Origin of the sequence: Rhizobium terrae, from assembly GCF_003425685.1 — a bacterium.
Taxonomy (GTDB): domain Bacteria; phylum Pseudomonadota; class Alphaproteobacteria; order Rhizobiales; family Rhizobiaceae; genus Neorhizobium; species Neorhizobium terrae.
This window is the reverse complement of record NZ_QJKM01000018.1, coordinates 12,686-35,464: the sequence shown is the minus strand read 5'-3', so window position 1 is coordinate 35,464 and position 22,779 is coordinate 12,686. Positions and strand designations below refer to the sequence as shown.

Here is a 22,779-nt window from a genome sequence, read left to right as displayed (position 1 = left end):
TCCCTCGTTCGGTAAGGGCTTCTCAAAGAGAGGGCGCCGGCCGTGTCCGGCGGCGCCCTCCCTTATCCGCGACCAGTGGGTTGGTGCCGAAATCAGCCTTCGTTGATCGGCAGGGCGACGAAACGGCTGTTGCCGTTACCCTCAACCTGGAACAGCGCGCGGGTGCGGCCGTCCTTGCGGGCCTGTTCGATGACCTTGCCGACATCGGCGGCACTGGAGACCTTGCGGTTGTTGACCGAGATGATCTTTTCGCCGGTTTTCAGGCCACGGGCGGCGGCTTCCGAATCCGGATCCACATCCGTCACCGAAAGGCCCGAACCGTCACCGGCAGGCGCAACCGTGATGCCGAGGCTGGCAAGCGCCTTTTCGCTGGAAGGAGCCGGCGCATCCGGCTGTTCCGGCGTCGCCTTGGCGGCCTCGTCGCTCTGCAGATTGCCGAGCGTCACGGAGACGTTCTGGGATTTGCCGTCGCGCCAGAGTGCGATGTCGACCTTGGCATTCGGGCCGAAATTGGCGATCCGGCGCGACAGATCGCGGGCGTCCTTGATTGACTGGCCGTTGACGGCGGTGATGACGTCGCCTTCCTTGATACCGGCCTTCTGGCCCGGCGAACCTTCCTGCGGCGCGACGACGAGCGCACCGGTCGGCTCCTTCAAGCCGAGCGAGTCGGCGATATCCTGATTGACCGGCTGGATCTGCACGCCAAGCCAGCCGCGCTCGACCTTGCCGTCCTTCATCAGGTCGGCAATCACGTCCTTGGCGGTGGAAGCCGGGATCGCGAAGGCGATGCCGACATTGCCGCCCGACGGCGAGAAGATTGCGGTGTTGATGCCGACGACTTCGCCGGAAAGGTTGAAGGTCGGGCCACCCGAGTTGCCACGGTTCACGGCCGCGTCGACCTGGATGTAGTCATCATAGGGGCCCGAACCGATATCACGGCCGCGGGCGGAAACGATGCCTGCGGTGACGGTGCCGCCGAGGCCGAAAGGATTGCCGACGGCGACGACCCAGTCACCGACGCGAACCTTCGAGTCGTCTGCGAAGCTCACATAGGTGAACTTGCGGCTGGTGGCATCGACCTTCAGCACGGCGAGATCGGTGCGGCTGTCCTTGCCGATCAGCTTGGCTTCGAGCTCGGTACCGTCGTTCATTACGACCGTATAGGCCGAACCGTCGGAAACCACGTGATTGTTGGTGACGACGTAACCATCTTCGGAAATGAAGAAGCCGGAGCCCTGCGCGGCCGGGCGCAGGCGGTGCGGACGGTTGGGATTGTCGCGGTTGCGCGGGCCGTTGCGGTCGGCGCGATCCTGGTTGCGGTCGCCCTGTCCGGGCATCTGGCCGCCGAATTCACGGAAGAACCGCTTCAGCGGATGATCGTCCGGAAGCTGGTCGAAGCCGCGGCCGCCGAAATTGAAGGAGAAATTGCTGTTGTCGTCGGATACCGGCTGGGCATCGGACTGGACGCGGACGGAAACGACTGCGGGGGAAACGGCGGAGACGACATCGGCGAAGCTCGGGGCCTGGGGTGCGGTGACGCTCACCGGTGCAGCATAGGACTGCACGACCTGAGCCGGGATGCCGCTCGAAAGCATGACCGCGGCCAGACCAGCAACGGTAGTGGTCTTCAGCACGGTCTTCAGAGAGGGACGTCCGATATTGCGCATCTTGAGGGTTACCTTCTTCTCTTCGTCATTTGTGTTGCCGGAGGGCCGGCGTGCGGTGGATGACGAAAGATATAGGCGCCCGGAGGTTAACTGCACGTGGCGGACGAATGAAATCTTGGTAATGTTCGGCCGATTGCTATTTCTTCAGAAGCTCATCGATACGGGCCTGCTCTTCCGGCGTGAGTGCGGCAAGCGGTTTTTGGCTTGGCCGTGTGCGAACGAAGACCAGGATGGCAATGCCGCCGACCAGGAGCAGCAGAAGCGGCGTCGCCCAGAGAATCGCCGTCTTGGCGCCGAACCGCGGGTTCAGGAGCACGAATTCGCCGTAGCGCGACACGACATAGTCGATGACCTGCTGATCCGTGTCACCGTTCGTCAACCGTTCGCGCACCAATACGCGCAGATCCCGCGCCAGCTCTGCGTTGGAGTCGTCGATCGACTGATTCTGGCAGACCATGCAGCGCAGCTGCGCGGAGAGGTTTCGGGCCCGCTGTTCGAGAGCGGGATTGGGAAGCACTTCGTCGGGGTTCACGGCAAAGGCAGGGAGGGGCAGAACGAAGGCAAGAAGCAGCGCGAAGACGAGAGCAACCCACCCATGCTGCGACGAAGAACCTCTCCCCATCACTCCGCCGCCTCCAGCACCGGCTTTGCCGCCTTCGCCCTCCGGCTCGGCGCGCCGACCCTCAGCCGGCGATCCGAGAGTGATACGAAGCCGCCGGCCATCATGATCAGGCAGCCGCCCCAGATGCAGAGGATGAAAGGTTTCCACCAGATGCGCACGACGATGCCTCCATCTTCCATCGGATCGCCGAGCGACACATAGAGCTGGCTCAGTCCGAAGGTCAGGATGCCGGCTTCCGTCGTCGGCATGCGCCGCGCCGTATAGAGCCGCTTGGAAGACCAGATGTCGGCGACCTCAACACCGCCCCGGCGCACCGCGAAATGCCCGCGGCTCTCGGTATAGTTCGGGCCCACCGCATCGCGCATGCCGTCGAAAGTCATGGAATAGCCGCCGACATCGACGGATGCACCGGGCTTCATCTCCACCACCGTCTCGGTTCCGAAGCTGGTCGCCGCGAAAATCCCGAGCACAGTCACCCCGAGGCCGAAATGGGCGATCGCCGTGCCGAAGGCGGAGCGCGGCAGGCCGGCCAGCCGGCGCATCGCGACGGAGAATTTCAGCTTGCCGAAATTGCCGCGGTACCACAGATCCGCGATTGCGCCGATCATGCCCCAGAAGCCGAGCATCAGACCGAAGATCGCCATCACCGGTCCGCCGTTCTGAACATAGAAGAAGGCAAGTCCCGCAAAAAGCGAAAGGCCGGCAACGACATAGAGCCGCTGCAGGGCGCCCGGCAGATCGCCGCGCTTCCAGGCCAGCATCGGCCCGAACGGCACGGCAACCAGAAGCGGCAGCATCAACAGGCCGAAGGTCATGTTGAAGAAAGGCGCGCCCACGGAGATTTTCTCGCCGGTCAGCGTTTCGAGGATCAGCGGATAGAGCGTACCTGTGAGGACCGTGGCGGTCGCGACCGTCAGGATAAGGTTGTTCAGCACCAGCGATCCCTCGCGCGAGATCGGCGCAAACAGCCCGCCCGCCTTCAGCATCGGCGCGCGCCAGGCGAAGAGCGCAAACGCACCGCCGATGAAGACCGCGAGGATGGAGAGAATGAAGATGCCACGGGTCGGATCGGTCGCGAAGGAATGCACAGAGGTCAGCACGCCGGAGCGAACCAGGAAGGTGCCGAGCAGCGACAGCGAGAATGTCATGATCGCCAGAAGCACGGTCCAGATCTTGAGCGCCTCGCGCTTTTCCATCACGAGCGCCGAATGCAGGAGCGCCGTGCCGGCAAGCCAGGGCATAAAGGAGGCGTTCTCCACCGGGTCCCAGAACCACCAGCCGCCCCAGCCGAGCTCGTAATAGGCCCAGTAGGAGCCCATAGCTATGCCGGCAGTCAGGAATGTCCAGGCGGCGAGCGTCCAGGGCCGCACCCAGCGCGCCCAGGCGGCATCGATGCGCCCTTCGATCAGCGCCGCGACCGCGAACGAGAAACAGACGGAAAACCCGACGTAGCCGAGATAGAGAAGCGGCGGATGAACCGCGAGGCCAAAATCCTGCAGCACCGGATTGAGATCCTGCCCCTCGGCCGGCGCCGGGTCGAGCCGCAGGAAGGGGTTGGAGGTCAGCAGGATGAAGAGAAGGAAGGCAGCCGAGATCCAGGATTGGACGGCCAGCACGTTGGCCCTCAACGTGTCCGGAAGGTTGCGCCCGAACACGGCCACCAGAGCGCTGAAGAAAACGAGGATCAGCAGCCAGAGCAGCATGGACCCTTCATGATTGCCCCAGACGCCGGAATATTTGTAGATCAGCGGCATCAGCGAATGGGAATTTTCCCAGACGTTCATGACCGAGAAATCCGAAACCACATAGGCCCAGGTCAGCACACCGAAGGAAAGGGCCACCAGTGCAAACATCACCAGCGCACCGGTGGGCGCCAGCGCCATCATCGAGGCATCGCCGCGCCGCGCGCCGATCACCGGCAGGATCGAAACGATCAGCGAGGTCGCAAGCGCCAGGACGAGGGCATAGTGGCCGATCTCGATAATCATTTCGTCGCCCCCGTGCTCGCTCCCTTGGCCTCGTTGCTTTTGCCGTCGTTCCAGGTGCCGTCCTTCTTCAGGCGGTCGGCGACTTCCTTCGGCATGTAGTTCTCGTCATGTTTGGCAAGCACGCTGTCGGCCACGAAACTGTGCGACACGGCGTCGAACGCGCCCTCGGTCACCACCCCCTGCCCTTCGCGGAACAGGTCCGGCAGGATGCCCGTATAGGTCACCGGCACATCGCCGGTGCCGTCCGTCACCGTGAAGCTGACGGTGGAGCCCTGGCCGCGCTTCACCGAGCCTTCCGCCACCAGTCCGCCGAGCCGGATGCGCGTCCCCGGCTTGACGTCGGCCTTGGCAAGATCTGCCGGCATGAAGAAATAAGCGACCGACTGGCTGAACGCGAACATCACCAGCAGCACGGCGATGAAGATGAAGCCCATGCCGCCGGCGATCACCGCAAGCCGTTTCTGTTTGCGCGTCATCGCATAACTCCTGAGGGCGTAACCCCTTCCACGGCAAGACCGATCTCGTTCCCCAGCGCCACCAGTTCGCCGGATGAGGGAAACTGTTTCAGGCCGCTCTTCAGTGCTTCCGCCGCCTTTTGCTTTTCACCGAGCACCGCATAGGAACGCACCAGCCGCAGCCAGCCTTCGAGATTGTTCGGATCTTCCTTGAGCTTTGCGGCCAAGCTGTCGACCATGCCGCGGATCATCGCCCGTCGGTCGCCCTGCGACATGTTTTCAGCCGCCGCCATGTCTTCGCGGCTCGGGTTGCCCAGGGCGTTCGGCGCGCTGGCCGTTCCGCTCGCAGGCGGGGCCGCGACGGTTCCGCCGTTCTTGGCGATGTGCTGGTTGACGAGGTCCATCCAGGGTGCGTCGGCGGGAGATTCCCGGGCGATCCTTTCGAAGATGGCACGCGCCTCCGCCGCCCTGCCCGCCTGTTCGTGGCCGAGGCCGACGTAAAAGCGCGAGCGCGGATTGGCGGGATCGAGCTTCGCCGCCTCTTCAAAGGCCAGACGCGCGTTTTCGGTGACGATCCCATCGTTTTCCGCCACCAGCGTCTCGCCGAGCCCGGCCAGCCTGACAGGGTTTGGCCCCAGGATGCGGATCGCGTTGCGATAGGCCATCTCGGCATCGCCGAGCCGCATCGAACGGAAATAAATCGGTGCGAGCAGATCCCAGCCGGCGCCGTCGTTCGGGTTCTGCGCCAGATGCCGCTCGGCTTTGGCGACGAGAAGCGCGACATTGTTGCCGGGATTGGCAAGGCGAGCCTCGAGCGGCTGGTCGGGAAGCCCCGGGCTTCCAAGCATCAGGTAAAGACAGAGTCCTATCGCCGGCGGCACGATCGTGATGACGGCCGTGAAAAGCCCGTGTCCCTGCGTCTTGACAGCATCTTGCGCCTGGCTGCCCGCCCCTGCTGCGGCAAGCAGCCGCCGGCCGATCTCGGCGCGGGCGTATTCAGCCTGCTGCGCATCGATGAGGCCTTGAGCGCTATCCCGCTCCAGTTCCTTCAACTGGTCACGATAGACGGCTACCTCGCCGGCGCGGTCGGCATAACGAGATTTGCCGCCGCGGGCAAACGGTGCGACGAGGACGGCCGCAACGGCCGCTGTCAAGAGCGCAAGTACGATCCATAAAATCATAGGTCCCAATACTGCAATGGCCCGCGCTTTCCAATCATCGAGGCTTCGTTGACGCGAATTTGAGGCGATTCGCCGCAAGAGTGCGCAGTCGATATGGACCCTGACGGGGGCCGCAGCCATGACCCACGTCAAAGGGCCGCAGGCAAAGTCACGTGAGAGGCGTCCAGGTGCCGTCGGAATTGCGGCAGGCTGCGCCGCGCGCCGTCACATCCTTGCCGTCTATCGTCACCATGTGGCGGTATTGGCGGCAGTTCTGGGTTCCGACCTGATAGGGCGCGTTGGCAACTACCTGGCCATTCGCATCGTCGCCCTTCCAGCTTACCGCCTGGCCGCCCCTGGCTTCTTCGAGGGCACGGTATTCGGCCTCCAGAGCGCGCGACCGGTCGCTCGCCGAAAGCGTTACGCCGGTGCGGCCTACGATACCGCCCTGAAGCGCTGAAATATAGGATGCGGAGGGCGAAGGCCGCGGGGAAAGCAGGCCTCTTGATCCGCCCGTACTGTTCGAGGAGGTTCCACAGCCGGCCAGAAGACCGGCAACGACAAGCAACGAAACAAGATTTCGGATCAGGGATCGCATCGTGTCAGAAACCGGATTGGCTCGTTCAGTTCGGGAATCGTAGCCGGAACTGCTTCCGTCCCGACATGGCATCATTATGGCATTGCTGGCAAAACGCAAAAATCCGGCGATCGTTCGGTCCTCTTGTCCGCACAGGGCAACATCAGCGATTTCTCTGCCGACAAGATATAGCAGGCGATCCATCCGTCCATAAGTCTCGGCACGGATTGCGGCAATGTTGCCTCCGGGCCACACCTGCCGCCGCCCAAAAACATCTCGCGCAAGGTGTACGGTGTTTTTTGCGCCACGGAGATGCGGGGGAACTGAAACGGGACGGGGGCAATGCTGAAAAAATGACGGCGCGCTTTCGAGGCAGCCTGCGGACGGCCTCTCAGGCCGCGTCCTTCGTCAATCCCGGCAGCAGAAGCTGCGCCCTCAACCCGCCGCGCATCCCGCGCGTCAGCTCCAGCGCGCCCTGATATTCGCCGGTGATCTCGCGCACGATCGAGAGGCCAAGCCCGGCACCCGGCTTGCTTTCGTCGAGCCGACGGCCGCGCTTCAATGCCTCGCGGATCTGTTCGGGCTCCAAACCCGGTCCGTCGTCCTCGACCGCCATCTCGACCCAATGGCGGCGGGCCGTATCTTCTCCCGTCTGCGGGCCTGACGTCGGGGTGGCGGTGATCCAGACACCGGTCTCGCAGAAACGTGCGGCGTTTTCCAGAAGATTGCCGATCGTTTCCTCGACGTCCTGCTGTTCCATGGCAAGGGTGACGCCGGGGGGGAAAACGGAAAGATGGAATTCCTTGTCCGGGTTCAGTCGCCGCATGACGCGCACCAGTCGCTCCAGAACCGGCTCCACCTCGGTGCGGGCTAGAAGTGATTCCCGCTGGGCGGCGATCCGCGCCCGGTTTAGATAGGATTGCACTTGCGACTGCATGCCTTCGGCCTGCGATCGCACCAGGTCGGAAGGCACTTTTTCGATCGCCCGCGATTCGTTGAGCAGAACGGCGATCGGGGTCTTCAGGGAATGAGCGAGGTTGCCGACCTGCATGCGGGCCCGCTCGACGATTCGGCGGTTGCTTTCAATCAGCGCATTGATGTCGTTGGCAAGCGGCATGATCTCGCGAGGGAATTCCCCTTCCAGCCGCTCGGCCTCGCCACGCCTGACCTTTTCGAGTGCCCGCCGCGCCCCGTCGAGCGGCTGCAGGCCGTAGAGAATAGCTAGACCGTTCACCACCAGGCTGCCGAGGCCGAAGACGCCGAGCGCGATATAGAGGCTGCGGGAGAAGGTCTGGATGTCCTCCTCCACGACCGAGAGATTGCCCGAGACGCGGAAACGCGCCGCCCTGCCCTCGCCGTCCAGCACGACTTCCGTTTCGGAAACCAGGACCTGGTTTCCGAACGCATCGATCGCCGGATAGAAGCGCTCGTAGCGATTGTTGAAAGGCACCGCCAGGATCGAGGGTACGCTGATGTTCGAGGTCCCGAGCGACGACGACGACAGCGGCCGCGCCGCGAACGTGCCGAGCGGCTCGATGATCCAGTACCAGCCGGTCTCGGGCTGCGAGAAACGCAGGTCGCCGAGCTGCGGACTGCCGGACAACTGGTTGTCGTCGCCGATCGTGATCGAGTTGATGACGTTGTAGAGTTGGGCGCGCAGAAGGTCGGTAAAGGCGCGCTCGGCGGATTGGCGGTAGAGCTGCGAGATGACGATGGAGATCACCACCAGCGCCAGCGCCGACCAGAGCGTCGCCAGAAGCAGCACCCTTGCGGTCAGCGATCTCGGTCCGCCCAACCTCAGCCGCATGGACCTATCGCGCGTTGGTTGGGGCTTGCATCCGGTATCCGAGGCCACGGACCGTCTCGATGAGATCCACTCCGAGCTTCTTGCGAAGCCGGCCCACGAAAACTTCGATCGTATTGGAATCCCGGTCGAAATCCTGATCATACATATGCTCCACAAGCTCGGTGCGAGAGACGACCTGACCCATATGGTGCATCAGGTAGGAAAGCAGCCGGAACTCATGCGAGGTCAGCTTCAGCTGCACGCCGTCGACACTCGCCTTCGACGCCTTGGTGTCGAGCCTCACCGGACCGCAGACGATCTCCGAGGAGGAATGGCCTGCCGCACGCCGGATCAGCGCCCGCACCCGGGCAAGCACCTCCTCCACATGGAAAGGCTTCGCGACATAGTCGTCGGCGCCGGCATCGATGCCCGCCACCTTGTCGCTCCAGCGGTCACGCGCGGTCAGCATCAGCACCGGCATGCCCTTGCCTTCGGCGCGCCACTTCTCCACGACTGTGATACCGTCCATGACCGGCAGGCCGATATCGAGGATCACGGCGTCATAGGGTTCGGTATCGCCGAGAAAATGACCTTCCTCGCCGTCGAAGGCCTGATCGACCACATAGCCTGCCTCCTTCAAGGCATCGGAAAGCTGCCGGTTGAGATTGACGTCGTCTTCGACCACCAGAATGCGCATGCACCGCCCCTCCAAATCATATGCCGGCCGGGAATCTGTCCACCGTCGCGCCTACATCGGAACCCTGACGGTCACCTTGCGCGGCCTCTGGCTGCCATCTCCCTGCACGAGCACCGTCACGACGCAGGTCTGGCCATCGGATGAGGGTTGAGCGGAAAGAAGCTGGCCGCCGGTTTCCCGCACGACGCGAGACGCCGCCGATCCGCAATCGCCGGCCACGAGGACGAGATAATCACGCGCGGGAGCCTGTTCCGGCAGCAGGCCGGTTGATCCGGCGAGGCCGGCGGCCACTATCGCGATGATCGGCAGTCGCGCCATGATTACGGTTTCCACTCACAAGACAAAACAGAATTCATGTCCAAAGCATGTGATGGATTATGTAGCCAAAGGCTGCTGAATGGCAAATGAATGGTCAGTAACGCTTTCCTTCAGGTGGCTATTTTCCCCTGATTCCAACCTCTGCGACGATCCGGCCGTAGATAGCCAGAAGTCCGCCCGCCGCACCCGCCAATGTCACCGCAAGCTCTGCGAGATCGCTTACCTCGGCACTCTCTATCCCCGCCACCTGCGTTACCGATGCATCAAGGGCGATAAGCGCCCCAGACCGTCTTCAACCTTTACCAACCCCCTTTCATACCGCCTATGTTCGACCTCCCCGTGAGGATCGCGAACGCGCCGCTGTTGTTGACGTTCAGGGAAGGTCCTTGCCCTTCTGCGCCACCATTTTCAAATCCTTATAAATTCCGATCGCCGCTTCCGCGATGCGGGCCCGGATGCTAGACCCGCGACACCCCGCACTCTTTTGCCGTTCTCGCGATGCCGAATCCTCTCCGCCAATTTCCAGCGCGCTCGGCGCGGACGATCGCCGTTCTGGCGGTTACGCAGATTATTTCCTGGGGCACGAGCTTCGACATGCTCGGCGTCATGGGCCGCGTCATCGCACCCGATCTCGGCCTCGCCAACGAGGTGATCTTTTCCGGCCTGTCGATCATGATGCTGGTGAGCGCGCTTGCCGGTCCGGCGACAGGCCGCCTGCTGGCCCGCCACGGCGCGGCAAACGTCATGGCGGTCGCCTCGGTCATCTTTGCAGCCGGGCTGTTGCTGCTTTCTGCCGCGCAAGAACTCTTCGTCTACGGGCTCGCCTGGGTCGTCATCGGCGTCGGCGGGGCGCTTGGCCTGTCGGCGCCGGCCTATACCGCCGTCGTCGAGCGGGAAGGACTTGGCGGCAAGCGCGTCATCGCCATCCTCATGCTGTTTACCGGGCTTTCGGCTACCGTCTTTTGGCCGGTCCTTGCCGCGGTGAACGACCTCGTCGGCTGGCGCCTAACCTTCATCCTGTGCGCCGCCCTGCAGATCTTCGTCTGCCTGCCGCTCTATCTCTTCGGACTGCCTAAACCGGCGGAAAACCAAGAACATGCCGCGGCGGCCGAAACCGCGCCTGTGGCGTTCACTGAGCCTGAGCGGCGTAAGGCCTTTTTCCTCGTCGCAGCCGCAACCGCGATCAGTTCTTTCGTCAGTTTCGGTCTGGCGCCATCACTGCTGGCGCTGCTGCGGGCGGCGGGCGCCTCGCCGGCACTTGCCCTACAGCTCGGTTCGGCGCGCGGCGCGATCGGCGTTTCCGCCCGCTTCGTTGACATGGTCCTCGGGCGGCGCGGCAACGCGCTCGTCACCTCCGTGGTCGGCACCAGCATGACGCTGGTCAGCTTCCTCGTCGTGCTCCTGGTCACATCATCCACCTCGCTGCTGGTGGTCTTCATCCTGCTTTACAGTTTCGGCACCGGCGTGCTTGCGGTGGCGCGCGCGCTCCTACCGTTGTCGCTCTTCTCGGCACGGGAATTCGGTCTGCAGTCGGCGCGCCTGTCGCTGCCGCAGAATCTTGCGAATGCCGCCGCTCCGGTTATCTTCACGGCCATCCTCGACCGCCTCGGTGCCACCGCAGCCCTTGCCACCGGTGCCGTGCTGTCGGCGATTTCGCTCGCGTTGGTCTTAATGCTGGTTGCGCTGGTCAGGACGGCACATGCCCGGACGACGATTCCTTCATCGCCGAAACCGCATCTCGGTTAGCAAAGACCTGACCTTCGGTCCCGCCGGTGCTTGACCGGCAGGTGGGGCAAAATGAGTGGCGGCACCGCGATTCAATGGGCCAATGATGTTGTGGGTAGCTGTTGGTCCGCGTTGCATTGATCGAATTTTGGGGCGACGATCGTCGGGAATGGAGGGCTTAAGATGCACGGGATCGACCTTGACGTCTTGAATGAAGCCGAGCTGATCGAATTGCACGATGCGGTCGTCGATCGTCTCCGCTTTCTGCATCAGTTGAAGACGACGCATGCCTTGCTTGAACTGGCGATCGGCGAGCGTGTGATGTTCGAAGATAATAACGGCCAAACGCAGGCCGGAATTGTCATTCGTCGCAACCGCAAAACGGTGACAGTGCACGGCGACAACGCCCGGCAATGGAATGTCTCACCGCAACTGCTGCGCAAAGAAAAGCGAACTGACGAGGGCCAGGGCGGCAAGCTGGTACCATTTTCAAGAAAGCGTGGGTTTAGCTCGCCATCATGACGAGTTGAATTCTGCGTCGGGTCGCGCTTTGTCGGCCCGAGCCATCCTTTTTGCTCCACGTTCCCCGATCCTGTTCTGGTCGATATCAATCTTGCCGAAGATGCTGGCATACCCGGAAATGGTCCCGTCGCCGGTAACGCCCGTGAGTTCCAAAGTGGTGAATTTGCGCCCATTGGGGCGCATCGTTGGTCACGGCCGGCAGTAGGCGTTCGATTGGTATTGTCCCCAGCAATATCCTGGATTTAGGCCCTTCATCCCAACTCCTGCCCGCGTTGAGCCATTTGCCTCGCCCCGTCGTTCAGCGCGCGCACGCGGCTGGACGAGGAGCAAGCCTACCCGCCCCGCCTTCCGTATCTCTCCGCCACCCGCGCCAACACGCCGAGCACCGACCAGGCGCAAAGGCTCGCCGCGGCGGAGCCTGTCAGCATCACTTCGGGCCCTGAAAGCTCGCCGCCGATGCCTAGCCGCTCAACGAGCCAAAGGCCGGTCGGGCCGCCGAAGACCAGTCCGCAGCTCAAGCCGGTCAGGAACCGGCTCGCAGCCTCGCGCCGGCTTTTCGGAAGGAAATAGATCAGCGAAACACCGGCCCCCGCTGTGGCACCGGCGACCTTCGCCGCCCAAACGCCGAAAAGCACTCCCGGATCGTTGCTAAGATCAAACATTGTTAATCTTCCTTGATTAGAATGTACGCATAATCCGACGGGGCGCGGCCGGATCCAACCGGCCGCTGATACCTTTCCTTATGCCTCGTCCGGGATCGTCAAAGGCAATTTCCGCCAGGCTTCAGAATCGCTTGCGGTCTTTCGTTCGCAAGTTGAACAAGCGACTTCCGAAGTTACTTCAAGTCTTCGCTGGCCCGCCCGACAAGCACCCAACCGCATGAAATTTTCAGTAATCGACCTTCTGGCGTTTCTCCTCGGCGCTCGGGAACGTCGCCCTCCCGACCCGCGCCGAAAGCTCCTCGCGCTACGCAGCCAGTCCCGCGATCCTGTCAAAGTCCGCCTCGCGGTTGATCCCCTCCCCATGTGCATTCGAGAGCCAAACGGAAAAACTCGCGGAGGTACGGGCGATCAACGACAGTATTGTGAGGCAATAGAAGACGGAGGCGCTTCTCAGTAATTGGTATAAATCTTGTCGCAAGAATGCCTCAGCATCGGTTGGCACACCGGGCGCCAGCGCAATGTCACGCGCCGCACGGTTTTTCGCTTCTCGGCCACGGGCTTCTGCGGTCACGGCCTTTCGCTCTCGCGCGGCAATTACGGAAGGTGGGACACAGATTTCATTGTCTGTATATCCTTTCGCGGCGATAGGTCTGCCCGACAGCAGCGTCTTCGCCCGTGCGGGCCGCTAAGGCCGCCGGTCACCGAACGAGCGGGAAGACAGTTTTCGCTGCCGTCGTACAATCGTAGTCGGCAGCGATCCGCATCTCTCGGACTGGCCGGACGATGTTGATCGATTGCCGATAGACCGGATGCGCCTTGTAGGCGGCAAGCGCCGCCTCGTCCTCGAATTCGCCGTAGACGACAAAGTCGACCTCGTTGCCGAACAGGTCGGTCTTCATGTTGGTGCCGATCTCCAGCACCGCTGCATGCGGGTTTTCGGTCAGCAGGGAAAGCCCGGCCCGCACCCTGTCAATGTTCTCGGGCTTCGCCGTGAAAAATACGATATGGCGTATCATGAGACCTCCGCGCGATGAGCAGGCCTCGCTATCACGCACGACAGCGCGCTTCAATCTTCATGCTGCGGCGCGACAAAATCGCCGGCCGCCGGCCGATGGTCAGCCGCATCCGAGAATTTCAAAGAAGACGTCGCGGTTAATGGCCATAATGCCCGCAGGTTCGGCAATTCGATCATATCCGGACCCAACGCTTGCGGTTGCATCCGCAACCTCCCCGGCCAGGCCGAATGGGCAGGGCCCCATCCCCGCATGAGGAGACCAAGCCCATCCGCGGCCGCAGTAACGTTACCGCTTCACCAGTTCCGGAATTTATCCCGATCTTTCAATCGGTTTAGAAAAACTAAATCGTTTTAAGCCCTTAGAGACCGATTTACTTTGCCGCAACGATGTGGAACCAACGGCAGCGCGCGACGTTCATGTCGGCCTTCTAATAAACAAGGAGATCATGATGATGCAGCAGCCGGTCAAGGTAACCCCTTCCAAGCCGATCCCCCAGCATGTCGCCGAACGTCTGGAATCCGAGTGGAAACAGATCCGCGACAGCGCACCGCCGCAGCCGGCAAACCAGCGCTGACATCTTCCTGAACCTCGCGAGCCGCGCCGGCTCCGGCGCCAGGAAACACTGTAGACGCCCGCGCACGCGCGGCTCGCCTTCCCCGTCCAGCATCAGTGCCGTCAGCGTCCAGACCAAGCGCCCAGGCGGTCGGGCGAACGGCCTGACGACGGTCCGTCCGAGCCGAAATCGCACATCTGACCCCCCACGTCCGCAAGCCGCCCCGCATGCGCCACCCAGCCCTGCTTGTGGAGCGCGGCACGCCCATCGGCGCAATGCTTCGACGATGACAGAACCTTACCAAACCATCGTCACGCCGTCAAGGATTATTTTCCTATTTGGATGCATTTCCCGATCCATCCGCCTTCCGGCCGCCGGAACAAATCTCTCCCGCCGCAGTTGAGAGGGCGATCATGTTGGCGCTGTCGCGGCAGGGGCCTGACGGCATATGGGAGGCCGTAATGCAGATCACCCGACGCCGGTTCGCGACCCTCAGCCTCCTGTCCCTGGCCGGCCTGCCCACTCTCCGTCCCGCCTTCGCCGCGGATCTGGAACATGCGGTTTTCTGGCGCGCGCGCCTGCCGGCGCGGGACCTGATTTTCTTCGGTTACGCCCGCACCCGCGCCACTTTCCTCCCCGAAATGACCGCGGAAGGGAAAAAGCTGATCGACGCGACGAAACGGGTCCTGATCGACATGAACCCGAGCCTCACCCTCGCGAACACCACGTTCCGGAATAGCGAGCTGAAACCGGTCCTTCCCACCCTGCCGCCGCCCTATCGGGAGGATCTTGCGGCCATCCTCACCACTTCGCCGGCGAAGGACGACATCGAGAAGATCCCCGGTTTTGCGGCAAGCATCCTGCTGCTCGGCGAAGGCCAGCAGGGCTATTCGCCCGAGGAGCCGAGCATCGGTTATGCGCTCGCTAATTACGCGGTCGCCGCAGGCCGCGACGTCAAGACGCTCGCCTCGGATGAGGAAATCAAGGCGGCGCAGAAGCCGCTGGATGCCGAAACGGTCAATTCTGTCGGCGCTGTCGCAATCACCCATCTTCTCGACCTGCGCCGGCGCATCGGCCCGATCGGCGCCCATATGGACACGCTCTACAAGCAACGGAAAAGCGGGGAGCTTGCCCGTCTCGGCGCCGAAATCACCGCGAAGGGCATCCTGACCCCGACCGATTTCATGGATATCGACCGGCTGCACGCGCTTTTCGTCGAACGCATAACCAGACTGCCGGAGGGGACAAGCGCCTTCGTCATCATGCCGGTCGGCCTCATGTCCGACCCTTACGGCATTTTCGACGATCTCCGCTCGCAGGGCGCGGAGGTGACGGCGATCGGGTGAACCGTCACGCGGTAGCAACTGCCACCAGACTCTATGGGGCTTGAGCGCATTGGATCACTAGGGCGCTCTTACCCTTGACGCCGTTCACCGAGAACCAGAGGGCCGCCGGGATGTCCTGGAAGCTCATCTTGCGGAAGGCGAAGACCGTCCCGGTGGTCATCGAGAATTCGCGGCGGCAGGCCTTGCACTTGAAGCGCTGACGCCGGATCTCCCAGCAGGTCGCGCGAGCAGCGGGCGCAGGTCGGCCGTCCCTCCGTCTCGGCCAGCGGATGACGCAGAAGGCCTTGTATGATTTCTGGAATGCCTCACCTCTTGGCGGTCGCCAGAGGAGCTTCGATCTCGGATCAAGATGCCAAGGATGTTATAGAGCAAGTGCGAATGGCCGTGGACCGATGGCCGCGGTTTGCTGAAAAAGTCGGGCTATCCAGATCCCGTACCGCTGAACTCAACAAACTCTTGAACGGTAGTCGGCCAGCTCAGACACTTCGCGCGACCTATGAACGGAATGACTATAGCATTTCTCGGCCAACACGCACAGCCGATGCCGCGAGGAATGATGATATGGGCGGTTTCAGCCCGAAGTGTTGAGCCCCGGCTACGAGTTGGTGGCAGTTGCTAATTGCGAACCGTCACGTCCCGCAGAACGTCCGCATCACGCGTTCCTCGGGGGTTGGCGGCGTCATGAACTCGGCAAAGTCTGGCCGCTCCTCGAAGGGTTTCTCCAGTGCCTCCAGCAGCCGCTCGAAAACGCTGAAATCTCCGTAATTGGCCGAGGCGATCGCCTCTTCGACGCGGTGATTGCGGGGAATGACGGCCGGGTTGCAGCGCCGCATGGCGGCCGCCCTCGCCTCCGCGGACAATGCCTCTTCCGCCAGCCTTTCGCGCCACCGGTCGAGCCATTCGCGGGGCCTGGCCGGCGCCTTGAAACAGGCGAGAAAACCGTCGTCGCGCCCTTCGGCGGCATCGGCCAGCCGCCGGAAGGCGAGCGTGAAATCCGCCTCCCCCTCGTGCATGGCCGCCAGCAATTCCTGCACCAGTTCGCCGTCGCCGTCCGCCTCGAGCGCAAGCCCGATCTTCGACTGGAACACACCGAGCCAGGCTTTCTGGAACCGTTCGCCGAACTCCTTCAGCACCGCGTTCGCCATGTCCACCGCCTTGTCCTCGTCGCTGTCGAGCAGCGGCAGCAGGCATTCCGCCAGCCGCGCGATGTTCCATTGGCCGATGCCCGGCTGGTTGCGATAGGCGTAGCGCCCCATCTCGTCGATCGAGGAAAACACTTTCATAGGATTATATTCATCGAGAAAGGCGCAGGGGCCGAAATCGATCGTCTCGCCGGAGATCGTCATGTTGTCGGTGTTCATCACGCCGTGGATGAAGCCGATGCCCATCCATTGCGCGATCAGCCCCGCCTGCCGCCGGGCCATCGCCCGCAGCAGCAGGTGATAAGGGTTTCCGCTCCCGGCGAGTTCCGGATAGTGCCGCCCGATCACGTAATCGGCGAGCAGCTTCACCCCGTCGTTGTCGCCCCGCGCGGCGAAGAACTGGAACGTGCCGACCCGCACATGGCTTGCGGCCACCCGCACGAAGACGGCCCCCTGTTCCACATGGTCGCGATAGACCGGCTCGCCGGTCGCCACCGCCGCCAGCGCCCGCGTCGCGGGTACGCCGAGCGCATGCATCGCCTCGGAAACGATATATTCACGCAGCACCGGCCCGAGCGCCGCCCGCCCGTCGCCGCGCCGAGAAAAGGGCGTCGGCCCCGCCCCCTTCAGCTGGATGTCGCGGCGCGTGCCGCGGCCGTCCACCACCTCGCCGAGCAGGATCGCCCGGCCGTCGCCGAGCTGCGGCACGAAATTGCCGAACTGGTGGCCGGCATAGGCCATGGCGATCGGCATGGCGCCCGGCGGCACGACATTGCCGGCCAGGATCGCCGCCAGCCTCGCGGGGTCCGAAAAATCCGCCTCGATGCCCAGTTCGCGGGCCAGTTCCTCGTTGAACTTCAGGAGCTTCGGCCCCTCGACGGGCTCGGGATAGACCGAGGCGAAAAACCGCTCCGGCAGGCGGGCATAGGAATTGTCGAACTGGAACACGGAAGTCTCCTTGCGCCTCGGCGGGGCTTTTCCCCAATATGGGGAACCCCGCCTGCCGAACAAGAAAAATACGCTTTCGTTTCAGCCTTGGGGGCGTTTCAGTGCGACAGGCGTTTCGGCATAGGGCGTTTCGGCATTGCGGGCGTTTCAGCCTTCCTGCTGCCGCAGCCGGACGCCGAGCCCCAGCAGGAAGGTCGCCAGCGCACCGGCTGCCGCCGTGCCGTAGAGCCACAGCGCCGGCCCGCCGCCGGCATCCCGCCCGAGCGCCTCTACCAGCCCGGTCGCGGTGGCGATCATCCCGGAGATCCCGGCGCCGATCGCATATCCGGCGGTTGAGACCGTCGGCAGAAGCGCGCTCGTCAGGTCCCGTTCGGCACGGTCGGCCGCTTCCATCGCGGCTTGGTTGACATTCGCCCAGGCGAGCCCGAAGCCGGTGCCGATCGCCACCTGGCCCGCCAGCAGCAAGGTCATCGATCCGGTCGCAAACGCCGCGCCGAGGCAGAGAAAGCCGACGAACTGGAAGAGCGGGCCCCCCTGCATCCACCGCTCCCGCCTCACCGCCGCCGAAACCCGGCTCGCAAGGACCGCGACCACGCTCCAGGTCAGCGCCATGATGACGACGATATAGCCCACCACCGCCGGCCGGAAGTCGAAGACGGAGCGGATCATCAGCGCCAGATAGACGCTGCCGACGGAATGGCTCGCCGACATCAGCAGCAGAACCCAGAAGCCGCGCCCCAGCACCGATCCCAATCCGAAGGCGCCGGCCGGAAACAGTTTCGGGCCGATCCGCCCGTCGAGCTTCAGCGCCGGCAGGAAAAGCCCGGCGCCCGCTCCGATCGCCACAGCCTGAACAATGCCTTCGGTCGTGACCGAAGAGAGCGACAGGACGAAGGAGGCGGCAAGGCAGAGCCCGATCGTCGGCAGCGACAGCGGCACCGGCGCCGCTTCCGTCACCCTCGGTTTCGCCGCCACAGCAAAGACCGCAAGCAGCAACACGAAAGGGGAGACGGAGAGGAAGGCGGCCCGCCAGGAAAAGGCTTCCGTCAGCAGTCCGCCGGCAAGCGGCCCGGCAAGGGCGGCAACCGCCCAGACGATTGCCTCGACGGCAAACACCTTGCCGATCAGCGCGCTCGAAAAATTGGCGGGAATGAGGCTGTAGCAGATCGCCACGATCAATCCGTCGGCAATACCCTGCAGAAGCCGACCGGCGACGATCCAGCCGAAAGCCGGCGCAGCAAACGCGAGCAGCCCGCCCGCGGCAAAGACGAGTGTCGAGAGCAGCAGCACGACGCGGGCTCCCAGCCGGTCCCTGAGTGCTGCAGCTCCCGTCCCGCCGGCGATCGAGCCGAGGAAATAGAGCGTATAGGCCCAGCTGAACCAGCCCGTGCCGCCGATTTCATCGGCCGCCGGCGGCAGGGCCGCGACGATGGCGAACTGGTTGAAGGCATGCAGCCCGATACCCGCCGAGATCAATCCCAGCATCCCCGCCTGCCGACCTCTCATGAGGCTCGACCAATCCCCGTTCCTGTCCTGGTACACGCCGCTTCCCTTACCCGCTTTTATCGATGTCGGGACGCTACAACCTCAAGCGCACTTGAGGTCAAGAGCAAGAACCCTAATAAAATTCTTTTGATTTCAGTGCATTATGAAAATCATCCAGTTTTTGCATCCTGTTGTATTTTAGCCATAGCTTTGCAAGCCGACTGCACTATTTCCCTTTCACCAATATCGGAGGGAATATCCATGAAGGCTCTTCTCATTCTTGCAGCGACGGCCGCCATGACCGCCTCTTCCGCCGTTTTTGCCGCAGATGCGGTGGAATCCGTTCCCGCAGCGCCGGCGGCGGTCGAAACCGCGCCCGTGTTCACCTGGGCCGGCCCCTATGTCGGTCTTCACGGCGGTTATGCCTGGGGCAACGCCGATTCGGCGGCCTTTATCGGCGGCTCCGACGATTTCGACGGCGGCCGGTTCGGCGGCTTCGTCGGCTACAACTGGCAGTTCTCGAACGGTTTCGTCGCCGGTGTCGAGGGTGACGTGAACTATGACTGGAACGAGAACAGCTATGCCGGCGGCATCGACATCAATACCGGCTTCTCCGGTTCGGTGCGCGGCCGGGTCGGCTACGCCTTCGACCGGGCGCTGATCTTCGCGGCCGGCGGCTGGACGGCCACCAACGCCAATGTGGACGGTCCGGGAATCGACGATGATGACACGCTGCACGGCTGGACGATCGGCGGCGGCCTCGACTATGCCTTCACGGACAATGTCTTCGGCCGCGTCGAATATCGATACAACAATTTCGGCGACGGAAGCCTTGGCGGCACCGATTTCGACTTCGACCAGCACGTCATCAATGTCGGCATCGCCGTGAAATTCTGACGTATCCGGGGCATCGCGGCACCCTCCGAGATTGCGGCGCGGCGATCTCCTCCGCCGCGTTCGCAGGACCGCCCGAAGCACCGCTCCGGGCGGTTTTTTTCCGTCGGCAGCCGGTCAACGGCGTCCGAACGTTTTGGCATGCGGATGCGATCCTGACCCAAGGAACCCACCGGCTTCCGCCACGCCACCCGAACCCGGTTCTCAGGGACGACACCGCGCCGGATGTCCTCAAAGCTTGCTGCTGAGCTTGTCGATCAGCCCCTTGTAGAGATCGCGGTCGGCGCCCTGGGCGGATTGGTAACGGTCCAGCAGGTCCTTGAGCGTCAGCCCGCCTGCGTCAATGTCGATCGGCTGGGAGGCTCTCGGCTGGCGTTGGGCAACCGTCGCTATGCCGACCTTGGGCAGGATGGCGTTCATCACCCGCTCGATCGTGTTGAAGAGGAAGTCGTTGCTGTAGCCGGCGATAAAGCCGAGAGCGGCCGAGCTGAGCTGGACCGTGTCCTCCGAATCGGTGGTGATCGTGTCGATGAAGAGAATGATCGCGCCGCCGGACACCGATCCGAGCAGGATGCGGTTGAAATATTCCGGCTCGCGACGAAGATCGAAGCTCCGCTGATAGATGAACGTGTGGGCCGAGCGCAGCAGATAGGCACAGGCCCCGAGACCCCCGTAGAGATAGGGCTGGACGATGGAACCGAGCTGCAGCACGGTGTTGAAATAACCCGCATTGCCGTCCACGCCCGGACCGTACCAGTCAAGCGCCCATTCGATGATGATGATGCCGATCACGAAGGCACCCGTCCAGCCCCACAGGATGCGGGCGAACCGCTGGGCATCGGAGTGGCGGGCAAGCGGCCGGGGCGCGGTATTGCGCAGGGTTTCGACGGTGACCGGCGCCGTGTAGAGCGTCAGGGCCATGTAGTTCAGCTCGAACTCCACCCAGGCGGAGGACGGGATGGTCATGCTGTCGGGCTTCTGGTCGCCACGAGGGGTGATCAGCGCGGCGAACATCTTGATACCGGTCAGCGTTGCGGTGGGAAGCGCCGTTCCGTCGACCGACTTGAAGCCGGTCGAGACCACGAAATCGAGCAGGACCAGCGCGTCCGCCACTTCCTGCCGCAGGTTCTCGCTGACCGTAATGGTCGGATTCGGCGGTGTCTCCGCGATCGCGCCGGGCTCCTGGACCCCATCGTTTTCGGGCAAGACGTCATCCTCGTTCATGATTGCTCCGGTGCAAAACGGCGGCAGGACGGATCGAAATCACGTCGCTCCACCTGCCAGATTGTAAGGGGTATGGCGTTGCGGGAATCGACCGGAGAAGCGCCACCCGTCTCTCTGGGTGTGGCATCCGCCGGCCGCTCGTTCAGGGGAACAGCCTCCGGACCGCCCGCGAAGGCCGCACCCTGTCCCTGCAGGATGTCGACGCCCGTCAGTCTCCTGACCTGCGACAGCGAAGTGAGGTAGCCGGCCGGGTTCCAGGCCTTCTTTTCCCGGTATTCGCGCGAATCCTGCGGATAGATGAAGGCCAGGGCTTGCTTCTCGCCGTCCTCCGGGCCGGGCGTCCCGTCTTCCATCGGCTTGATCCGCACCACGACCTTGAACAGCGCGTCGGGCACGGCCACCGGTATCGCATCCTTGTGGCGATCCGATTTCATCCATTCCGTCGGGCGGCCGTTCAGGAAGATCGGTCCGCTGACGATCCAGACGCCACCGTAACGATTGGCCCAGGCGCCGGTATAACATTCCAGCGTCAGCCACGGCCCCTTGTTGAACCGCGCCCGCTGCGGGACGGCATTGGCGAGATTGTGGGTGAACCAGCCGGAGCCGGCATCGTCGGGAAGCTTGGGGTTGCGCCCCACGAGATCGTCCTCCGGCGGCCGCTCGGACAGATATTTCTGAGCGAGATGCCCCCGCTCGTACCAGTTGCCGTGCGCTTCGCGGAATTTCTTGGAAAAACGGTAGCTGTCGTCTTCAGGGGCCTGCTGCGTGGCGGCGAGCGCCGGGATCGTGTACCACGAGCTTGGCCGTGCGAACGCCTCGGCCGTCCCTTGGCCGCCCTGCAGCGGTTCGACGCGCTGGATCACCCAGCGCGGCACCCCCATGGACACCCGGCGATCCGGCGCCACCAGCACCTTGCGCGTGTCGAAATCGCTAAGATATTTGGTGAAGCAATAGGGCTTGCGGCCTTCCTGTCTCGCGACAATGCCGGGATTATGCTTCGTCTCCAGAGCTTCGGTGCACTCCGCGAGACCCTCAAGCTGGTCGCCAGTCAGCGGCGGGGTATTGCCGGGGGCGCTGGCAATCGCCGCTGCGGCCGTCGCCACCGCAACCATGACGGGCGCCGCCGCCAGGAGGAAGCTCCGCAATGCCGTCAGCCGATGCGCAGTGCCCGTACGATCCATGGGTCTATGTCCCCAGCGCGGCCGTGCGGCCGGCCCCGATATCCTTGCACATCGCCTCCCCCGATATCCGCGGCCCGGATATTCGATACGCAATACCACTCAGGCACCGGAATGCCTGCTCCGTCGCAAATTCAAGCCGCGAACCGCATCACCCAAGCCGAAGCGCAGGCGCGCAACATGTTCCGTGATCTGCAATGCTTTATGAAAATTACCCCGACAGAAATAAAGCATAACCGAAGAAATTCTACAATAGGTTGCTCTCAAATTCTTCTGCAACAAGTAACGCCGGAACCACAAGAGGTCGTCCGGTCCTTCGAAGAACGGTTCGAATCGGAAGTCCGCACCATCCGCCGGGTCGCAGGCGCGGTACCAGCCGCGATCACAAGATCGAAAAGCATCCGCACCCGCCCAGGCATGAGCCGGGCCGGTGCGGACGGCCGCGTTGATGGAAGGGGCGCCAGTTCCAAACGGGGGACGGCATTCATGGCCGGACGTCCGAGGACGGCAGTTCCGCCGCCGCGCTTTCCGCGCGTCCATCACGCATCCGGCGGCCGGTCGCCCGATCGCCGCGCAGGCCGGTCGAGGGTCAGGTCCCCTCAGCCCGCCAGTCTCTCCGGCGAATAGCCGGCTTCGCGGATCGCCTCCTCGGCCTTGGCGGCATCGCCCTCGACGACGATCTTGTGAACGGCAAGATCGATCGAGACGGCGGCACCCGGCAACGCTTCGGCAAGCGCGCCGCGCAGGGTCTTTTCGCAATGGCCGCAGGTCATGTCCGGCACGGTGAAAGTCGCTGTCATTCAGGAATCTCCGA

Annotated in this window: 23 protein-coding genes; 5 read left to right on the top strand and 18 right to left on the bottom strand. The window is 63.3% G+C overall.

From position 1 onward, the window contains the following. Nucleotides 1–92: 92 nt before the first annotated feature. The 9 genes from DMO26_RS27060 to DMO26_RS27020 all read right to left on the bottom strand — a co-directional run bounded on the left by DMO26_RS27060 (nucleotide 93) and on the right by DMO26_RS27020 (nucleotide 9,270). Nucleotides 93–1,667, bottom strand: a complete 1,575-nt coding sequence (locus tag DMO26_RS27060) for a Do family serine endopeptidase (RefSeq protein WP_117195438.1) — start codon at nucleotides 1,665–1,667, stop codon at nucleotides 93–95. Nucleotides 1,668–1,803: 136 nt separating this feature from the next. Then, nucleotides 1,804–2,289, bottom strand: coding sequence for a cytochrome c-type biogenesis protein (locus tag DMO26_RS27055; RefSeq protein ID WP_117195437.1), 486 nt, complete (start codon nucleotides 2,287–2,289; stop codon nucleotides 1,804–1,806). Then, entirely contained in the window at nucleotides 2,289–4,277 is a 1,989-nt protein-coding gene (locus tag DMO26_RS27050; protein ID WP_117195436.1) for a heme lyase CcmF/NrfE family subunit, read from the bottom strand. The genes DMO26_RS27055 and DMO26_RS27050 overlap by 1 nt, the downstream gene beginning before the upstream one ends. Then, on the bottom strand, nucleotides 4,274–4,753 hold the full coding sequence (ccmE, locus tag DMO26_RS27045; protein WP_117195435.1) for a cytochrome c maturation protein CcmE: 480 nt from the start codon (nucleotides 4,751–4,753) through the stop codon (nucleotides 4,274–4,276). Before ccmE ends, DMO26_RS27050 begins: the two co-directional genes overlap by 4 nt. Next, nucleotides 4,750–5,913, bottom strand: a complete 1,164-nt coding sequence (gene ccmI / locus DMO26_RS27040) for a c-type cytochrome biogenesis protein CcmI (protein WP_117195434.1) — start codon at nucleotides 5,911–5,913, stop codon at nucleotides 4,750–4,752. Before ccmI ends, ccmE begins: the two co-directional genes overlap by 4 nt. A gap of 148 nt (nucleotides 5,914–6,061) precedes the next feature. Beyond that, complete coding sequence (locus DMO26_RS27035; protein ID WP_117195502.1) at nucleotides 6,062–6,490, bottom strand: hypothetical protein; 429 nt, start codon at nucleotides 6,488–6,490, stop codon at nucleotides 6,062–6,064. Nucleotides 6,491–6,860: 370 nt separating this feature from the next. Further along, entirely contained in the window at nucleotides 6,861–8,276 is a 1,416-nt protein-coding gene (locus DMO26_RS27030; protein ID WP_117195433.1) for an ATP-binding protein, read from the bottom strand. Nucleotides 8,277–8,280: 4 nt separating this feature from the next. Next, complete coding sequence (locus DMO26_RS27025) at nucleotides 8,281–8,952, bottom strand: response regulator transcription factor (protein WP_117195432.1); 672 nt, start codon at nucleotides 8,950–8,952, stop codon at nucleotides 8,281–8,283. A gap of 51 nt (nucleotides 8,953–9,003) precedes the next feature. Then, nucleotides 9,004–9,270 (bottom strand): hypothetical protein, encoded by a 267-nt coding sequence (locus tag DMO26_RS27020; RefSeq protein ID WP_117195431.1) that lies wholly within the window; start codon nucleotides 9,268–9,270, stop codon nucleotides 9,004–9,006. A gap of 498 nt (nucleotides 9,271–9,768) precedes the next feature. Here DMO26_RS27020 and DMO26_RS27010 point away from each other — a divergent pair, with 498 nt between their 5' ends. Beyond that, nucleotides 9,769–11,016 (top strand): MFS transporter, encoded by a 1,248-nt coding sequence (locus tag DMO26_RS27010; RefSeq protein ID WP_117195430.1) that lies wholly within the window; start codon nucleotides 9,769–9,771, stop codon nucleotides 11,014–11,016. Between the two features lie 162 nt (nucleotides 11,017–11,178). Beyond that, on the top strand, nucleotides 11,179–11,517 hold the full coding sequence (locus DMO26_RS27005) for a hypothetical protein (RefSeq protein ID WP_117195429.1): 339 nt from the start codon (nucleotides 11,179–11,181) through the stop codon (nucleotides 11,515–11,517). A gap of 332 nt (nucleotides 11,518–11,849) precedes the next feature. Here DMO26_RS27005 and DMO26_RS26995 read toward each other — a convergent pair whose 3' ends face one another. The 3 genes from DMO26_RS26995 to DMO26_RS33880 form a co-directional block, all read right to left on the bottom strand. Next, nucleotides 11,850–12,179, bottom strand: coding sequence for a DUF6107 family protein (locus DMO26_RS26995; protein WP_117195427.1), 330 nt, complete (start codon nucleotides 12,177–12,179; stop codon nucleotides 11,850–11,852). 698 nt (nucleotides 12,180–12,877) lie between these two features. After that, on the bottom strand, nucleotides 12,878–13,195 hold the full coding sequence (locus tag DMO26_RS26985) for a Dabb family protein (RefSeq protein WP_117195425.1): 318 nt from the start codon (nucleotides 13,193–13,195) through the stop codon (nucleotides 12,878–12,880). Between the two features lie 50 nt (nucleotides 13,196–13,245). Continuing rightward, the gene (locus tag DMO26_RS33880; protein WP_162895069.1) at nucleotides 13,246–13,398 is read right to left on the bottom strand and encodes a hypothetical protein; all 153 of its coding nucleotides are present in this window, start codon (nucleotides 13,396–13,398) and stop codon (nucleotides 13,246–13,248) included. Nucleotides 13,399–13,640: 242 nt separating this feature from the next. On the opposite strand from DMO26_RS33880, the gene DMO26_RS34835 reads away from it, so the two are divergent. Together DMO26_RS34835 and DMO26_RS26975 are read left to right on the top strand one after the other, a co-directional pair. Continuing rightward, entirely contained in the window at nucleotides 13,641–13,769 is a 129-nt protein-coding gene (locus DMO26_RS34835) for a hypothetical protein (RefSeq protein ID WP_264319376.1), read from the top strand. A 440-nt stretch (nucleotides 13,770–14,209) separates the two neighbouring features. Further along, nucleotides 14,210–15,094, top strand: a complete 885-nt coding sequence (locus DMO26_RS26975; RefSeq protein WP_117195424.1) for a hypothetical protein — start codon at nucleotides 14,210–14,212, stop codon at nucleotides 15,092–15,094. A gap of 31 nt (nucleotides 15,095–15,125) precedes the next feature. Here DMO26_RS26975 and DMO26_RS34550 read toward each other — a convergent pair whose 3' ends face one another. From DMO26_RS34550 to DMO26_RS26960, 3 genes are all read right to left on the bottom strand, one after another. Further along, complete coding sequence (locus tag DMO26_RS34550) at nucleotides 15,126–15,254, bottom strand: hypothetical protein (RefSeq protein ID WP_404947090.1); 129 nt, start codon at nucleotides 15,252–15,254, stop codon at nucleotides 15,126–15,128. 469 nt (nucleotides 15,255–15,723) lie between these two features. Next, the gene (locus tag DMO26_RS26965) at nucleotides 15,724–17,184 is read right to left on the bottom strand and encodes a protein adenylyltransferase SelO (RefSeq protein WP_117195423.1); all 1,461 of its coding nucleotides are present in this window, start codon (nucleotides 17,182–17,184) and stop codon (nucleotides 15,724–15,726) included. A 147-nt stretch (nucleotides 17,185–17,331) separates the two neighbouring features. Further along, nucleotides 17,332–18,669 (bottom strand): MFS transporter, encoded by a 1,338-nt coding sequence (locus DMO26_RS26960; RefSeq protein WP_162895068.1) that lies wholly within the window; start codon nucleotides 18,667–18,669, stop codon nucleotides 17,332–17,334. Nucleotides 18,670–18,930: 261 nt separating this feature from the next. On the opposite strand from DMO26_RS26960, the gene DMO26_RS26955 reads away from it, so the two are divergent. Next, on the top strand, nucleotides 18,931–19,566 hold the full coding sequence (locus DMO26_RS26955) for an outer membrane protein (RefSeq protein WP_117195421.1): 636 nt from the start codon (nucleotides 18,931–18,933) through the stop codon (nucleotides 19,564–19,566). A 228-nt stretch (nucleotides 19,567–19,794) separates the two neighbouring features. Here the strand turns inward: DMO26_RS26955 and DMO26_RS26950 are convergent, their stop codons facing one another. From DMO26_RS26950 to DMO26_RS26940, 3 genes are all read right to left on the bottom strand, one after another. After that, nucleotides 19,795–20,787, bottom strand: a complete 993-nt coding sequence (locus DMO26_RS26950; protein WP_117195420.1) for a hypothetical protein — start codon at nucleotides 20,785–20,787, stop codon at nucleotides 19,795–19,797. Then, nucleotides 20,784–21,968, bottom strand: a complete 1,185-nt coding sequence (locus tag DMO26_RS26945) for a DNA/RNA non-specific endonuclease (RefSeq protein WP_117195419.1) — start codon at nucleotides 21,966–21,968, stop codon at nucleotides 20,784–20,786. The genes DMO26_RS26950 and DMO26_RS26945 overlap by 4 nt, the downstream gene beginning before the upstream one ends. A 596-nt stretch (nucleotides 21,969–22,564) precedes the next feature. Beyond that, complete coding sequence (locus DMO26_RS26940) at nucleotides 22,565–22,765, bottom strand: heavy-metal-associated domain-containing protein (RefSeq protein ID WP_117195418.1); 201 nt, start codon at nucleotides 22,763–22,765, stop codon at nucleotides 22,565–22,567. Nucleotides 22,766–22,779 lie beyond the last annotated feature (14 nt).